Below are 15,594 nucleotides of genomic sequence, written 5' to 3'. Positions count from 1 at the left end.
GGTCGGGGTCCCGGATGCAGGCAGCGCGGCATTTGGTCAAGCAATTTCTAGTGCGCCAGCCTGCGGCGCCCAAGCCGCAGCGGAGGTATTGATGACCCTACAGCCAGCCGCGGCGGCGGAAATACCAGAAGGGCAGGATTGCCGAAAGCACCATCATGCCGATGGCGAAGGGATAACCAAAGTGCCATTTGAGCTCGGGGATGATGTCGAAATTCATGCCGTAGATTGAAGCGACAAGCGTCGGCGGCAGGAAGATGACAGCGGCGACGGAGAAGATCTTGATGATGGCGTTCTGCTCGATCGAGATCATGCCGAGCGTCGCGTCGAGCAGGAAGCTGATCTTCTGCGACAGGAACGTGGCGTGGTCGGCGAGCGACAGCACATCGCGCGACAAGGTCTTGATGCGGGCGCGGGTATCCTTGCTCATCCTGGTCTGCGTGGAGGCATGGGCGAGGAAGCCGGCAAGGCGCTGCAGCGAGATCAGGCTGTCGCGGACCGAGGAGGCGAGATCCTCCTTGCGGCCAATGCCTTTCAACAGCTCCTGGAAGTCGCGGTTGCGCTTGGAAACCTTGGTCGAGCGTGCCTCGAAGATGTCGCGCGAGATCGCCTCGACGTCGCGGCCGGCGCGCTCCAGAATGTCGGCGAGGCGGTCGACGATCGCCTCCAGTAGTCCGATCAGGATGGTGTCGCCGCTGGTGCAACCGGTCGCCACCTTCTCGGCGCGCTGCGGAAAGGTCTTAAACGCCTTCGGTTCGTGGTACCGCACGGTGATCAGCCTGCTGCCGGCGAGCACGAAGGTAACCGGCGACATCAACGGATCGTCCACCTCGGTCTGCGCAGGCAGAATGGCGGTCATGAAGTAGGCGCCGTCCTCGACGTAGAGACGGCTCGAGATCTCGATCTCTTCCATCTCTTCGCGGGTCGGAACGGCGATGCCGAGCCAGGTCTCAATTGTCGTCTCTTCTTCCTTTGTCGGGTTGAAGAGGTCGACCCAGACCACAGTGTCGCTGTTCTGCAGGAGATCGTCGACCAGGCGCAGGCGATCATTGTCGACGACGAAGGCCTTGATCATCGCCGGGTCTCCCTTGCTGTTGCCAAAGAGCGTTCGTTGGAGGGGCGCGTCAGTCAGATCGCACGGACACGGGCAGGTGAGGCGCGAGGCCGGTGCAAAGGCCCCTTAGACCCCGCACGACGGCCCGTCAAGCAGCGCAAGAGGCACTGCGACCCCTGCTTTGAAGTTTGGCATCGAGCGGCGGCAATGGTGGCCGCTGGGCTCCCTCGCCTGGTCAGGTGTTGAACTTGAACAGCATGATGTCGCCGTCCTGGACGACATACTCCTTGCCTTCGTCGCGCGCCTTGCCGGCCTCCTTAGCCGCCACTTCGCCGCCCAGCCTGACGAAGTCGTCATAGGCGATGGTCTGGGCGCGGATGAAGCCGCGCTCGAAATCGGTGTGGATAACGCCTGCCGCCTGCGGCGCCCTGGCGCCCTTGTTCACGGTCCAGGCGCGTGTCTCCTTCGGCCCGACGGTAAAGTAGGTGATGAGCTGCAGCAGCTCGTAGCCGGCGCGGATGACCTTGTTCAAGCCGGGTTCGTCCAGGCCGAGCGTTGCCAGGAATTCCATTTCCTCTTCGTCCGAGAGCTGGGCGACCTCGGCCTCGATCGCCGCCGAAATCACAACGGTGCGGGCACCTTGCGCGGCCGCCATCTGCTCGACCGCCCTGGTATGGGCGTTGCCGATGGCGGCATCGGCTTCGGCGACGTTGCACACGTAAAGCACCGGGTGCGACGTCAAAAGGTTCAGTCCCTGCAGGATGCGCAGATCCTCAGCCGAGATGCCGTTGAGCAGGATGCGGGCGGGCTTGCCGGCCTGCAGTAGTTCAAGCGCCGCTTCCATCATGGGAAGTACGGTCGCTGCCTCCTTGTCCTTGCCGGCGGCACGCTTGCGGATCTGCACGATGCGGCGCTCGAGGCTGTCGAGGTCGGCAAGCATCAATTCGGTTTCGACGGTCTCGGCATCGGCGACAGGATCGATGCGGCCCTCGACATGGGTGATGTCGTCATCCTCGAAACAGCGCAGCACATGGACGATGGCGTCGACCTCGCGGATGTTGGCGAGGAACTGGTTGCCCAGCCCTTCACCCTTCGAGGCGCCGCGCACCAGGCCGGCAATGTCGACGAAGGAGATGCGCGTCGGGATGATCTCCTTCGACTTGCCGATCGCGGCGATCTTCTGCAGGCGCGGGTCGGGCACCGCCACCTCGCCGGTGTTCGGCTCGATGGTGCAGAACGGATAATTGGCGGCCTGTGCCGCCGCCGTCCTGGTCAACGCATTGAAGAGCGTCGACTTGCCGACATTGGGCAAGCCAACGATGCCGCATTTGAAACCCATTTTTGTCTGGTCCTATCGGGAAATCGAAATTTGATCAGGGCTATGGGCGAAAGCGCCGACGATCGTCAAGGCGCAATTCAATTCAGACGCTGCGCGATGTCATCGGTGCCTATCGCCAACGCGTGAACGCCGGACCTGCTCAGTATTTGCAGAAGATGCCAGAACGCGTCGACATCCGCGGTTCCGAAATCGATCGTCAGTTGCCCCTCGAGCAATTGCGCACTGTGAATGATGCTTCCTAAGGTCTCCGATGTTTCACGCTCGCCATCGATATCGAACCAGCCGCGAAACCATTCGTCGAAGAGATCGCCGTCAAGCTCATTTACGGGGAATTTGAAATGAACCTCGTCCCACTTGAACGGTGAGATGAGGACATCCATTCCACCGATCCCGGCGTGAATATCCGGAGAGAATTTCACATAGGTATCGCTATTGATGAACTGCGGATTTGGCTGTCCGTCATTGCCGACGAAATCAACCGCGATGAGATTTCGATAGAAGGAATCGACGTTCGAAAACTTGACCTCGGTCGCATGCGATCCTTGGCCGTTGCGAGCAAGTTCGCCGGCAGCGGCGACGAAATAATCAACATACTTCTGCCTTACGCGGCGAACCAATTGCTGGACGTCATCCATATTCATGGCTCAGTCCTTGCCGCCAAAAAGCTTCTTCAGCATCGCCGCCATCGGGCCGGTTTTGGGCAGCTTGGCCGCCGGTTGCTGCGGCCGTGCCTGACGGACGTGGCTTTGTGCCTTTGGCGCCTTGGGTGGCGGGCGGTCGTCGTCGTCCGTCGGCGTGAGCTTGTCGCGCAGCGCCAGCGTCACGCGATTCATGAACGAATTGTCGTCGCCCTTGGCAAGCAATCCGGCACCATCGGCGATTGCGTCGAGCAGCACGTCCAGCCATTCGCGGTCGGCCTTGGCGAAATCGCCGAGCACATGGCCATGCACCATTTCCTTGACGCCGGGGTGGCCGACGCCGATGCGCACACGGCGAAAATCCTTGCCGACGTGCTGGTCGAGCGAGCGGATACCGTTGTGGCCGCCGGAGCCGCCACCGACCTTGACCCGCACCTTGCCGGCGGCAAGGTCGATCTCGTCATAAAAGACAGTCAGCGCCGAAGGGCCGAGCTTATAGAAGCGCAAGGCTTCGCCGACCGATTGGCCGGACAGGTTCATGAAGGTCTGCGGCTTGATCAGGATCACCTTGTCGCCGGCAAGCGTGCCTTCGGCGATCAGCCCCTGGAATTTCTTCGACCAGGGCGAAAAGGAATGGCGGCGGGCGATCGCGTCCGCCGCCATGAAGCCGACATTGTGCCGGTTGTTGGCGTATTTCGCGCCCGGATTGCCGAGGCCTGCAAAGACAAGCATCGTCGCCTCCGGGCGGGAAGGGGTTACTTCTCTTCGGCGGCAGGAGCCGCTTCGGGCGCAGCCGCTTCAGTCGTCTCTTCTACGGCCTCCGGCTTCATCGCCGAGGAGCCGGCAATGGTCGCGATGGTGAAGTCACGGTCGGAGATCACCGGCTTGACGCCGGCCGGCAAGGTGACGGCCGAAATGTGGATCGAATCGCCAATATCGGTGCCGGTGAGATCGATGGTGATGAAATCCGGGATCGCATTGGCCGGGCAGTGGAATTCGACCTCGTGGCGCACGATGTTGAGCACGCCGCCGCGCTTGATGCCGGGCGACTTGTCTTCATTGATGAAGTGCACGGGCACGTCGACATTGACTTCGGTGTCCTTGCCGATGCGCAGGAAATCGACATGGACCGGGAAATCCTTGACCGGGTCGAGCTGGAAGTCCTTGGGCAGAACCTGGATCTTGTTGCCGTCGACATCGATCGTGGCGACCGTGGTCAGAAACCCGCCGCCATGGATCTTGTAGTAGATGTCCTTATAGGTCAGCGCAATCGCCAGGGGAGGCTGCTTGTCGCCGTAAATCACTGCAGGCACTTTACCGTTGCGGCGAACTGCACGGGCGGACCCCTTACCGACCTGTTCGCGCGCTTCGGCCTTGAGCTCGTAAGTATCGTGGCTCATGGCATTTCCTTTCGCGTTGTTCTGGAGCGTTCGCGGCCGGCAACGTGCCGGGGCCGTAAACGTCGAAAGCCGACATAGCTAACGCATGACCTGGTCCGAAAACCGGAATCCACTTTTCGGGATCATGCGGGAAGGCGGCCTTCCGCCGCGTTGCCTCCAAGGGTGTCTACGCGGGTGGCGGCTCTATAGCGGAAGGCGGCGCGAGGTGCAAGCGGGGCGGAAGGTGCCCAGGGACGGACCGTGTCCCATCAATGTCAGGCCGGAAACGGCAGTGCCGAAAGCAATGCTGCAATGTACAGTCCGACGCCAAAGGACAGATGGGTCATAAGGCTGCGCAGGCGCGCAGTGCGCGGATTGGGAACTTTCGAAGCCGCGATGCCGATCCCAAAAGCCGGTTGCATCACGAAGAACGGGGCGACGATGGTGCAGACGCCGACCAACAGGGCCGGAAGCACTGTCGGGTGCCGTGCCCAGTCGAGGCTCCACACTCCAATCAGCGCCGCGGCAAATACGATGCCGGTCGCGTAATGTGCGCTCCATCCAATGGCGGTTTCGCCGCGAACGCGAGCAGCTTGCGCGATATTCGCGTGCGCGAAACGGCCACGCGGAAAGTGTCCGATCCAGCGGCCGACCCAGGCGTAATCAAGCGATGGAATCGCGAGCATTCGCTTCAGAAACCATCCCCAAAGGTCCATCAGGGCTGTCGCGCCGATACCAATGACGGCCGCACGGACAACGAACTCCAACATTTTTGCTCTCCTGTTTCACCCGTCAGACATTAACCAATTAGAATCAATCATTCAACATATTGATTGATTGATTGATTAATGCTAGCCAAGTCATATGAAAAGGACGGACGTTCACCACCCGATCTTCGACGAAGTAGCGGATCTCGCCCGCACCTTGGGGCATGCCCACCGGCTGGTTCTGTTGCGTCACATTGCCGATGGCGAACTGGCCGTCGAGCAGCTGACGCAGCTTTCGGGGATCGCATTGGCGAATACGTCGCAGCATCTTCAACATCTCAAGCGAGCGGGCCTGGTGCAGACCCGGCGAGACGGAAAACGCGTTCTGTACCGGCTTGCAGATGGCCCAATCGAAAACGTGTTCGCGGCGCTGCGAAGCCTTGCAAACCATAGACGCGAGCAGATCCGTGAGTTTATCAACGACAGCATTAGCCAGCCGGACAGGCTGGAAAACATCTCGCGCGAGGAACTCGTGCGCCGCATGCGAAACGACGAAGTCGTGCTGCTCGATGTCAGGCCGCAGAACGAATTCGCGACGGGGCATTTGCCGGGTGCGATCAACATTCCCGCTGATGAGCTGGAGCAGCGGCTTGCGGAGCTTCCACGAGAGAAGGTCGTTGTCGCCTATTGTCGTGGGGTCCAGTGCGTTCTGTCGGCCGACGCTTTGGCAATCCTGAGGGCACGAGGCTGGGCCTCGCGCCGGTTCGAAGGCGGCTTGCCCGAGTGGGCAGCTGCAGGCCTGGGTGTAGAGGGAACGAACTACGAAAGCGGCTGACGGCCGCCAAATCAGCGTCGCCGGGCCTGGCCCAAATAACCGCAGCGGGCGATGGCACGGCGGCTGGACGGGCGCGTCGGAAGAGGGGATTCGCTTAGAAACCGAACCCGGGCTTCATCCGACCGTGGTCACCTTCCTCGCTTCCTTCATGTTAGGCAGAAAAACCGTCAGCAGCCCGAGTAGCGGCAAATACGAGCAGACCTGGAAGACGAAATCGATGCCTTTCATGTCGGCGACGACGCCAAGCACGGCGGCCGCGATGCCGCCCATGCCGAAGGCGAAGCCGAAAAAGATGCCGGCGATCATGCCGACCCGGCCGGGCACGAGTTCCTGCGCGAAGACGACGATGTTCGAGAAGGCCGAGGACAGGATCAGGCCAATCAGCACGGTGAGAACCATCGTCCACTCGAAATTGGCATAGGGCAGGGCCAGGGTGAAGGGCAGCACGCCGACGATCGAGAACCAGATCATCGCCTTCTGCCCGTAGCGGTCGCCGAACGGGCCGCCGAGCAGGATGCCCAGGGCCGAGGCGCCGAGGAACAGGAACAGCATGACTTGCGACATCTGGACTGAAACGCCGAATTTATGGATGGAATAGAAGGTATAATAGCTGGCAAGGCTGGAAATATAGGCGTTCTTGGTCAGTACCAGCAGCGTCAGCACCAGCAGCGCTCCCATCACCTTGCGGCGCGGGAAGGGCGAGACGAAGCCTGCCGCCTTGCGGGTGCTCTGCGCGGCACGCAGGCGGCTGTACCAGCCGCCGACCTGCCACAGCACGATGATGCCGATCAGCGAGCCGCCGGCGAACCAGGCGATGCTGGTCTGGCCGAAGGGCACGACGATGAAGGCTGCCAGCAGCGGCCCCATGGCCTGGCCGAAATTGCCGCCGACCTGGAACAGCGACTGTGCCAGGCCGAACCTGCCACCAGAGGCGAAGCGCGCGATGCGCGAGGATTCCGGGTGGAAGATCGCCGAGCCAATGCCAATCAGCGAGGCGCCGATGAGGAGCAGCGAGTAATGTCCAGCATAGGCCAGCACGACCAGGCCGATCAACGAAGAGGCCATGCCGTAGGGCAGCGAATACGGCATCGGCCGCTTGTCGGTAATCATGCCGATCACCGGCTGCAGCAAGGATGCCGTCACCTGGAAGGTGAAAGTCAAAAGGCCGATCTGCCAGAAATCGAGACCGTAATTGTCCTTCAGCAGCGGATAGATCGCCGACAGCAGCGACTGCATGATGTCGTTGATGCAATGGCAGAAGCTCACCGCCAGGATGACGGTGAAGGCCGTCGCCTGAGCTGAAATGTGGCTGGTCGCTGCCGGCTTGGCGTCGGCGGTTGCTGTGGTATCGGTCAAGGCAGGCTCCGTGGTCTTTTTGGCGGGCGCTCCCGCAGGCGGTCTTATGGGCCGGCTGCCTTATACGTTGCTTGTCACGCGACTTCTTTCGTGGTTTGGTCCAATAGTTTCGCAAGTGGGCCATAGCTGATGCCGCATGGCAGGGAAATGTTCAGAGCGGGCGATACCGATCTTGGGCTGTTGCATGAGCGTCGCTGGCAATGGCTGGAGCAGGCCGTCGGGCCGGCGGTGGCGCTGCCGACCGAATATCCGGACGGCTATCACGTGCCGCGGCACCATCACAGCCGCAGCCAGTTGCTGCACGCGCTGGTCGGTGTCGTGCTGGTGACGACGCGGCATGGGCGCTGGATGGTGCCCCCCGACCACGCGATGTGGATCCCAGCCGGCACCGAACACTCGGTTGAGATGCTGGGCGACGTCAGCATGCGCTCCGTCTATGTGATGCCGGAGGCCATTCCCGGCCTGCCGGACGGGTTGCGCGTCGTCGGCATCACCGATCTGATGCACAGCCTGATCGTGGAATCGGAAAAGCTGCCGCAGGGCGCCGAGCTGGAGGGGCGGGGCGGGCTGATCATGAAGCTCCTGCTGCACGAAATCCCGAACCTGCCGCAACGGCCACTCGGACTGCCGTTCCCGTCCGACGCAAGGCTGGCAGCGCTGTGCCGGCGCTTCGTCTCGGCACCGTCACCGCACGCGACGATCGATGAATGGGCTGCTATCGTCGGCATGAGCCGCCGCTCTTTCACCCGCGCCTTTCATCGCCAGACCGGATTGTCGCTGTCGACTTGGCGCCAGCAGGCCTGTCTGTTCGCGGCGCTGCCACGGCTGGCCGACGGCGAGCCGATCACAAGGGTGGCGCTCGATCTCGGCTATGACAGCGTGCCGGCGTTCATCACCATGTTCAAGCGCATGCTGGGAGCCTCGCCACGCGGTTACATGCGCGGCGCCCGTGATGCTGGTGAAGGTGTGCGGCGAATAAGCGGTCCGGCTCGGCCTGAGTCGCAGCCCTAAAGCGCGTCGCGTTCGACCGGTCTCATGCGACGCGCTTTAGGGTCTTGTTTTATGCATGTCGTTGTCGCAAAACCGCTGCTCACTTTTGCGCGACATGTATTAATCGAACAGGCTCGACACCGATTCCTCGGTTGCCGTGCGGGAGATCGCCTCGCCCATCAGTTCGGCGATGGAGATGACGCGGATATTGGCGGCGTCCAGCACTGCCTGGGTCGGCTGGATGGAATCGGTGATGACCAGTTCCTGCAGTTTCGAGGCGCCGATGCGGGCGATGGCGCCGCCGGACAAAACGCCATGGGTAGTATAGGCGGTGACACTGGTGGCGCCGTCGGCAAGCAGCGCATCGGCCGCGTTGCATAGCGTGCCGCCCGAATCAATGATGTCGTCGATCAACAGGCAATCCTTGCCGCGCACGTCACCGATGACGTTCATGACTTCCGATTCGCCGGGGCGCTCGCGACGCTTGTCGACGATGGCCAACTGGGCATCGATGCGCTTGGCGAGGGCACGGGCGCGGACCACGCCGCCGACATCCGGCGACACCACCATGACATTGGCGAGCTGCTTGTATTTCGCCTTCACGTCACGCGCCATCACCGGCACGGAAAACAGATTGTCGGTCGGGATGTCGAAGAAGCCCTGAATTTGCCCGGCATGCAGATCCAGCGTCAGCACCCGGTTGACGCCCGCCCGCGTGATCATGTTGGCTACCAGCTTGGCCGAGATCGGTGTGCGGCCGGAGGCGCGGCGGTCCTGCCTGGCATAGCCGAAATAAGGAATAACCGCAGTGATACGCTTGGCCGAGGAGCGCATGAAGGCGTCGATCATGATGAGCAGTTCCATCAGATGATCGTTGGTCGGGAACGAGGTGGACTGCAGGATGAAGACGTCCTCGCCTCGCACGTTCTCCTGGATCTCGACGAAGATTTCCTGGTCAGCGAAGCGCCTGACGCTGGCCTTGCCCAGCGGAATGTTGAGGTAGCGGGCGACTGATTCGGCCAGCACCCTGTTGGAATTGCCCGCGAAGAGCTTCATGCACCGTTCCTGGCGAAGGATTGAGAGACTCCGATAGCACTCCAGCCTCTTAGTCGGGCTTTTAGCGGCCCGCGCCGGTATTGCAAGCGTCGTGAATGGGAATCCGCCGGCTAATCTCAATAATCGCTTACGGCTTGACGATGCGGCGATAGGTCTACTTCGATGCCGACAGAATCGGGATAGCTTCTATCTTTCAGTCTGAGCATGCTCTTTTCCGAAAACCGGATTCCACTTTTCGGAATCATGCTCCAGGTCAGCCGGCGCCGCCGCCAAGCCAGGTGACGAACTGGTCGATTGTCTGGTCGGCAATCGCCTGCATGGTCGCCGGCGCGACCGCCGCCCAGCCTTCGCCGCCACCCACGGAGGGCGCCTTCTGCTGGCCGTTGATGCGATGCAGCCGGTTGCCGGCCGGGTCATAGATGTCCCAGACATAGATGACGGTGGTGTCCTTGCCTTCCGTCATGGTCGAGAAATAGCCCTTGAGCACGTGCGTTGGGGTCTGGTCGGTGCTGCCGGCCAAGGTGATGCCACGCTGCCTGGCGCGTGTCTGAAGCTCGGCGGTCAGCGGTGTCGCGGCTTCTACCGAGGCGCCGACGATCGGCGCCACCTGCAGCCGGGTTCGCGCAATGGCAGCGGCGCTTTTGGCGGGCGGCACGGCTGCTGCCGCCGGAGGCTGCGCTGTATCTGCAGTTGGCGCGGTGCCGGAAGACGGCGCCGCAGTTGAGGGGGGCGTTGCGGCGCCGCCGGCTCCGGGCAGGGATTGGGTCGATTGCGGGGCGATGGCCGAGGGTTCGAGAACGTCCTTCGCATTGGTGCAAGCCGCCAGCGCCAGCGCCGCGAGCAATGACACGGTCGTCACATGCGATCGTCTCATTAGCCTGAAAACTCCTTGGCGACGAACGCCCCTCACACTTTTTCCATTATGGATTCACTGCACGATCAAGTCGAGATCATGGCGGGACAGCGGCTTCGGCTGGGATTCGGTCGTCAGGTAGGTGCGGCCAAGGGTCATCGCCGTTTCGGTTTCGGAGTCCATGATGATCATATGGGCGAACAGCGTCATGTTCGGCGCAATCGGTTCGGGATTACCCTGATAGAACATCGGCATATCCATCCAGGACGGGGTGAAGCGGGCGCCGAGCGAATAACCGCAGGCATTGAGCCGGTGCTTGGTCAAATTGTGGGCTTCGAGCGTGCGGGCATGGGCGTCGAACACGTCGCCGAACGTATTACCAGGTGTCATCGCCTTCTCGACTGCAAGTAGCGCGGCGCGGGCGGCATCGAACAATTCCTGGTGGCGTTTCGATACCTTGCCGGTCAACACCGTGCGCATCATTGCCGCATGGTAGTGGTGGAAGACACCGGCCCATTCGAGTGTCAGCTGGTCGTTCTTGGTGAGCTTGCGGCGACCGGCCTTGTAGCGGCAGAGCAGGGCGTCGACGCCCGAGCCGATGATGAACTCGTTGGCCGGATAATCGCCGCCGCCGGCAAAGATCGCGCCTTGCATGGCGGCGAGGATCAGCGCCTCATCGCCGCCCTGCTTGATCAGCGGCAGTGCTGCGTCCAGCGCGTCGTCGGCCAGATTTGCGGCTTTTTCCGCCTTGGCGATTTCGGCCGGGCTCTTGAACAGCCGCAGCCGGCTGACAATGCCAGAGGCATCTGCGATCTGCCCGAAGGTCTGCAACTGCTCGTCGAGGCGCCGGCCATTATATGCCGTCAGGCCGTGGGTGTCGTATTCGACGCCGATGCGGGCGCCGAGCAGGTCAAGCTCGTTGAGCAAATTGCGCAGGTCGACCGCCGGATTGGCGCCGTTGCGATCCGTCCACAAAACGATGTTGTCGATGATCGAGGTGTGGCGTGCCTGGCGCAAATCGGCCGAACGCGTCAGCAGTACCATCGAGCCGTCGGCCTTGACCACCAGGCACTGGAAAAAGCAGAAGCCGAACGTGTCGTAGCCGGTTAGCCAATACATGCTTTCCTGCGCAAACAGCAGGACGGCGTCGAGCTTCTTTTCGGCGATCTCGATCATCAGTCGATCGCGCCGCGCGTCGAATTCCGAGCGTTCGAAATGCAGCGCCATCAGTCAGTCTCCAAAACGATTGCCGAAACCTGCCGTCCGTAGTCGGGCTCGTTGCGATGCGTGCTGCGCCGATAGGAGTAGAAAAGCTCTTCCTCGGCATAGGTGCAGCGGCCGAGCCCTTCGGCATTGACGCCAGCCTTGGTCAGCCGGTCGACCGTGTAGCGGTTGAGATCGAACATCGCGTGTCCGGCATTTGCGGAGGGCGCGAAATAGCGGGCATTACCGGCATCGGCGTCGACGAAGCGGGCGACGAATTCCGGTCCGACTTCGTAATTCTGTGGGCCGATGGAAGGACCGAGCACTGCGACGATGCGGTCACGCCGGGCGCCGAGGCTTTCCATTGCCGCGATGGTGTTTTCCAGCACTCCCGTGAAAGCGCCTTTCCAGCCGGCATGGGCGGCTCCGATAATGCACGCCTCGGCGTCAGCGAAGAGGACCGGTCCGCAATCGGCGGTCGAGGCCCCGATGGCAATGCCCGGCCGGTCGGTGACGATGGCGTCGGCCTTGGGACGCTCGCCGGCAAAAGGTTCCCTGGCGATGACGACGTCCGGCGAATGAACCTGATGAGCAGTCAGCAGATGGCTTGCCGCCACGCCCATCCATTCGGCGACGCGGCGGCGATTCTCGCGCACCAGCGTCTGGTCGTCGCTCGATCCGGTGCCGATGTTGAGGCCCCGGTAGATGCCGCTGGAAATGCCGCCGACGCGTGTGAAGTAGCCGTGGCGGATGCCTTGCGCCGTTTCCAGCAAGGGCGACCGAACGGGATCCGGTTTGGTCTGATTCAGCATGGCGGCTTTGTTGTCCGTATGGGCGATTTCGTCAAGCGCGTTGAAGGCGGCGAGTTGAAGGTAGGCAAGTTGAAGGTAGGCGAGTTGAAGGCGGGCGCAGTTGAAGGCGAGTGCAGTTGATGTCGGGCGCAGCCGGAGAGGGGAGAGTGGTAGAGGCGACAGCGAAAAGTCAATCCGCGCTTGCGAACGGCGGAACGGCAATGCCGGGAGGAAGGATGGCAAGCACCTTGAAGAGCTCGCCCATCGCCTGCTGACCGGCGAGGCGCTCGACGTCGGCCGCGATCTTTTCACGAGCTGCCTCATCGGCATTGGCGCCGAGCCGGCCAGCTCGTTCGAGAAGCCCCATCTTGAGCAGGAATTCACCTTGCGTGGAGAGGTGGGCATCGAGGCTGTGTGCCCGAACGGTTGCAGCGAGGGCAGCGAAATCGACATGGGCGGTGAGGTCGGCCTCCCCCGGATTCGCCAGCACGTCCTCATGACCGTGCTTGCGCAAGGCCTGCAAGGTGTCGCCGATGCCGGGCTGGAGGTGACCGTAGTCGAGAAACAGGCCGGCGCCGCCAAATCCGGCAAGTCGCCCGGCGATGGCCGCCATCAGGGCGGCGCGGGCTGGCGCCACCTCGACGATCGCACCTTGCGGCGCATTCTCGGCATCCTCCGGCAGCAGCATCGGGTCGAGCGAGCCGGCGCCGACGAAAAAGCGAAGCTGGTTCGCATCGTCGAGACCGATCATCCGTTCGCGCCAGCCGGCTCCGGCGCGGACGAACTGGCGAATAGGCACCGCGTCAAACAGCTCGTTGCCAACAATCAGAAGCTGCCCCTGCGGTAGTGTGTCGATGGTTTCATTCCAGGCGATGGTGGCCGACGTCCCGGCAAGCGTCCGTTTCTGGACCTCGGTCAACCGCGGACTGGTCTCGATCAAGGCGAATGATGCGCTGGCGGTAAGCGTCGGATCGAGCCGCGAAAGCGTGCGCAGCATATCTCTCATCAGCGTGCCGCGGCCGGGGCCTATTTCGGCGATGGCGACCGGCGTCGGCCGGCCGATCGCCAGCCATGCCTGGTAGAGCCAGACGGCGACCAGCTCGCCAAACATCTGGCTGATCTCCGGCGCGGTGACGAAGTCGCCGGCGGCGCCGAACGGCTCGCGTGTCGTATAATAGCCGTCCTGCGGATCGAACAGGCAGAGCGCCATGTATTCGCTGATGGGGATCGGTCCCACCGCACCGATCAGCTCGGCGATGCGGGTCTTCAGCGGCGTCATGCGGGCTGCGGTTTTGTCACCGGCTTGGCTGTAGCCATCGCCCAGATGCCGGCCAGCACCATCGGCAGCGACAGCACCATGCCCATGGTGAGCCAGCTCGTGCCAAGGAGATAGCCGAGCTGCTGGTCGGGCTCGCGGAAGAATTCGACGAAGACGCGCGAGGCGCCATAGACGGCAATGAAGGCGCCGCCGACGAAGCGCGGCGTCTTCAGCTTGAGCCGCGAATGAGTGAGAAAGCGCAGGACAAGGAACAACACCAGCCCTTCGAGCAGCGCCTCGTAGATCTGGCTCGGATGGCGCGCAAATGGGCCGCCATTGGGGAATTCGAATGCCCATGGAACGTCGGTCGGTCGGCCCCATAGTTCGGAATTGATGAAGTTTGCCAGGCGAACGAGGCCAAGCCCCACCGGCACGCCGGCGGCAACAACGTCGAACAGCGACCATGTGCGGATACCACGCGACCGGGAAAACAGCGTCATGGCGAGAATGACGCCGAGCAGGCCGCCATGAAACGACATGCCGCCCTGCCAGACGGCGACGATATCGAGCGGATTGGCGATGTAACGCGGCAGGTCGTAGAACAACACGTAGCCGGTGCGTCCGCCGAGCACCACGCCGATGGCCGCCCAGACGATGAAGTCGTCGAGATCCACGGGCTTCATCGGCAGGGTGCCGTCGGGCCAGAGTTTCGGGTTGGTGACGAGGCGCTTGGCATACCACCAGGCGAACAGGATGCCGACGATGTAGCCGACGCCGTACCAATGCACCGCCAGCGGTCCGATCCGGACGATGACTGGATCGATGTTGGGGAAGGGCAGGGCAGCCAGCGGCAGCAAATATTCGCTCAACAGGGTCTCCCGGTTCCGGTCAGGTTCGGGCGCGGACCATGCGGCAGGGTTTTGGCAGGGTCAAGGCGAGCATATGCTTGCATTCCGCATCGTGCGCCACTACGTCAATTCGACCAAGCGAGGATTTGCCATGGCGACCGGACCGAACCGCATTCTCGATGAATTCGCCAAGCTGATGACCGACGCAGCCGGTGCCGCGCAAGGCGTGCGGCGCGAGGTGGAGACCGCCTTCAGGGGCCAGGCCGAGCGGATACTCAACTCTATGGACGTCGTGCAGCGCGAGGAATTCGAGGCCGCTCGCGACATGGCGGCGAAGGCCAGGGAAGAAAACACCCGCCTCGCTGCTCGCATCGAGGCGCTCGAGGCCAAGCTCGCCGAAATGACCGGGCAGGCGGCGCCTGCGGCTTCGGCAAAGCCGCGTGCAAAAAAATAATAAAAATATTCGTTAAACTTTTCCACAAAGCCGGATCGCAAAAAGCGCTTTGTCGTGAATCGCTTACCGGTACTGCGTGGATCTTTCCGACAGCGCCTTTCCACATGCGAATGACGCAGTGCGAAAAATTGGGCTGGTCACGCGACTCCCGATCAATAGACTGAATTTGTTGCATGATTCGGAGCAGGGTCATGCGCCGGGCGGTGGGGTCCGGTCCGGGGTCTTTGCGTTGACGAAGTCCTGGCCGTCCGAGTTCTAGACAGAATTGTTCGAGTGTGCCTCTCCCGCGGAGCGTGTGGTGGCGCTCCCAGAACGACAGGAAGCATTTCATGGAACTTCTCGAACTCGAATTCTCCCGCGAAATCCATCCGGTGGATGTTATCGAGCAGGTGGCCCACAACAACGACTGGTCCTTCGAGCGTGCCGGCGACGACGAGATCTCGATCTCGGTTGCCGGAAGCTGGACCGACTACCACGTTTCATTCTCCTGGATGGAGGACTACGAGGCGCTGCACCTGGCCTGCGCTTTCGACATCAAGGTGCCTGAGGCGCGCGCGCTCGAGGTGATGCGGCTGCTTTCGCTGATCAACGAGCAGATGCTGTTTGGCCATTTCGACCTCTGGGAGCAGGAAGGCGCCATCATGTTCCGCCAGTCGCTGCTGCTGGCCGGTGGGGTTGAGCCGTCGAGCCAGCAGGTCGAGGTGCTGCTGTCGTCGGCGCTGGAAGCCTGCGAATGCTATTTTCAGGCCTTCCAGTTCGTCGTCTGGTCGGGGACTTCGGCCAAGGACGCGCTCGCCGGCGTGCTGTTCGAAACCTACGGAAACGCCTGATCATCG

The 15,594-nt window shown here is 62.1% G+C and carries 18 protein-coding genes; 4 read left to right on the top strand and 14 right to left on the bottom strand.

Going from position 1 to position 15,594, the window contains the following annotated elements:
• Positions 1–97 precede the first annotated feature (97 nt).
• The 7 genes from corA to X760_RS77965 form a co-directional block, all read right to left on the bottom strand.
• Positions 98–1,072: a magnesium/cobalt transporter CorA gene (gene corA / locus X760_RS54565; RefSeq protein WP_023719200.1), complete on the bottom strand. Its 975-nt coding sequence runs from the start codon at positions 1,070–1,072 to the stop codon at positions 98–100.
• A gap of 214 nt (positions 1,073–1,286) precedes the next feature.
• Positions 1,287–2,390: a redox-regulated ATPase YchF gene (gene ychF / locus X760_RS54560; protein WP_023719199.1), complete on the bottom strand. Its 1,104-nt coding sequence runs from the start codon at positions 2,388–2,390 to the stop codon at positions 1,287–1,289.
• A 77-nt stretch (positions 2,391–2,467) separates the two neighbouring features.
• Positions 2,468–3,031 (bottom strand): hypothetical protein, encoded by a 564-nt coding sequence (locus tag X760_RS54555; RefSeq protein ID WP_023719198.1) that lies wholly within the window; start codon positions 3,029–3,031, stop codon positions 2,468–2,470.
• Between the two features lie 3 nt (positions 3,032–3,034).
• Positions 3,035–3,760 (bottom strand): aminoacyl-tRNA hydrolase, encoded by a 726-nt coding sequence (gene pth / locus X760_RS54550; RefSeq protein ID WP_023719197.1) that lies wholly within the window; start codon positions 3,758–3,760, stop codon positions 3,035–3,037.
• A 23-nt stretch (positions 3,761–3,783) separates the two neighbouring features.
• Entirely contained in the window at positions 3,784–4,428 is a 645-nt protein-coding gene (locus X760_RS54545; RefSeq protein ID WP_023719196.1) for a 50S ribosomal protein L25/general stress protein Ctc, read from the bottom strand.
• 254 nt (positions 4,429–4,682) lie between these two features.
• Positions 4,683–5,177, bottom strand: a complete 495-nt coding sequence (locus X760_RS54540; protein ID WP_023719195.1) for a DUF2938 domain-containing protein — start codon at positions 5,175–5,177, stop codon at positions 4,683–4,685.
• A 43-nt stretch (positions 5,178–5,220) separates the two neighbouring features.
• Positions 5,221–5,442 (bottom strand): hypothetical protein, encoded by a 222-nt coding sequence (locus tag X760_RS77965; protein ID WP_245278603.1) that lies wholly within the window; start codon positions 5,440–5,442, stop codon positions 5,221–5,223.
• Between X760_RS77965 and X760_RS54535 the strand changes: the two genes are divergently transcribed.
• Positions 5,359–5,949: a metalloregulator ArsR/SmtB family transcription factor gene (locus tag X760_RS54535; protein WP_245278592.1), complete on the top strand. Its 591-nt coding sequence runs from the start codon at positions 5,359–5,361 to the stop codon at positions 5,947–5,949. The genes X760_RS77965 and X760_RS54535 overlap by 84 nt on opposite strands.
• A 114-nt stretch (positions 5,950–6,063) precedes the next feature.
• Here the strand turns inward: X760_RS54535 and X760_RS54530 are convergent, their stop codons facing one another.
• Complete coding sequence (locus tag X760_RS54530; RefSeq protein ID WP_023719193.1) at positions 6,064–7,305, bottom strand: MFS transporter; 1,242 nt, start codon at positions 7,303–7,305, stop codon at positions 6,064–6,066.
• 129 nt (positions 7,306–7,434) lie between these two features.
• Here X760_RS54530 and X760_RS54525 point away from each other — a divergent pair, with 129 nt between their 5' ends.
• Entirely contained in the window at positions 7,435–8,316 is an 882-nt protein-coding gene (locus X760_RS54525) for a helix-turn-helix transcriptional regulator (RefSeq protein ID WP_023719192.1), read from the top strand.
• A 99-nt stretch (positions 8,317–8,415) separates the two neighbouring features.
• Here the strand turns inward: X760_RS54525 and X760_RS54520 are convergent, their stop codons facing one another.
• The 6 genes from X760_RS54520 to lgt all read right to left on the bottom strand — a co-directional run bounded on the left by X760_RS54520 (position 8,416) and on the right by lgt (position 14,325).
• Positions 8,416–9,351: a ribose-phosphate pyrophosphokinase gene (locus X760_RS54520; RefSeq protein ID WP_023678427.1), complete on the bottom strand. Its 936-nt coding sequence runs from the start codon at positions 9,349–9,351 to the stop codon at positions 8,416–8,418.
• 253 nt (positions 9,352–9,604) lie between these two features.
• A complete protein-coding gene (locus tag X760_RS54515; protein ID WP_023719191.1) occupies positions 9,605–10,225 on the bottom strand; it encodes a hypothetical protein in 621 nt (206 codons plus the stop codon).
• 54 nt (positions 10,226–10,279) lie between these two features.
• Entirely contained in the window at positions 10,280–11,431 is a 1,152-nt protein-coding gene (locus tag X760_RS54510) for a Xaa-Pro peptidase family protein (RefSeq protein ID WP_023678425.1), read from the bottom strand.
• Positions 11,431–12,219 (bottom strand): peptidoglycan editing factor PgeF, encoded by a 789-nt coding sequence (gene pgeF, locus X760_RS54505; protein WP_023719190.1) that lies wholly within the window; start codon positions 12,217–12,219, stop codon positions 11,431–11,433. The genes X760_RS54510 and pgeF overlap by 1 nt, the downstream gene beginning before the upstream one ends.
• Before the next feature lie 169 nt (positions 12,220–12,388).
• Positions 12,389–13,477, bottom strand: coding sequence for a class I SAM-dependent methyltransferase (locus tag X760_RS54500; RefSeq protein ID WP_023719189.1), 1,089 nt, complete (start codon positions 13,475–13,477; stop codon positions 12,389–12,391).
• The gene (gene lgt, locus X760_RS54495; protein WP_023719188.1) at positions 13,474–14,325 is read right to left on the bottom strand and encodes a prolipoprotein diacylglyceryl transferase; all 852 of its coding nucleotides are present in this window, start codon (positions 14,323–14,325) and stop codon (positions 13,474–13,476) included. The genes X760_RS54500 and lgt overlap by 4 nt, the downstream gene beginning before the upstream one ends.
• 130 nt (positions 14,326–14,455) lie before the next feature.
• On the opposite strand from lgt, the gene X760_RS54490 reads away from it, so the two are divergent.
• Both X760_RS54490 and X760_RS54485 read left to right on the top strand, forming a co-directional pair.
• Entirely contained in the window at positions 14,456–14,758 is a 303-nt protein-coding gene (locus tag X760_RS54490) for an accessory factor UbiK family protein (protein WP_023719187.1), read from the top strand.
• A gap of 329 nt (positions 14,759–15,087) precedes the next feature.
• Entirely contained in the window at positions 15,088–15,588 is a 501-nt protein-coding gene (locus tag X760_RS54485) for a YbjN domain-containing protein (protein ID WP_023678420.1), read from the top strand.
• The last annotated feature ends 6 nt before the right edge of the window (positions 15,589–15,594 follow it).

This window comes from Mesorhizobium sp. LSHC420B00, assembly GCF_000503055.1.
Classification (GTDB): domain Bacteria; phylum Pseudomonadota; class Alphaproteobacteria; order Rhizobiales; family Rhizobiaceae; genus Mesorhizobium.
The sequence above is the reverse complement of the archived record's forward strand: the minus strand, read 5'-3'. Positions and strand labels throughout refer to the sequence as shown.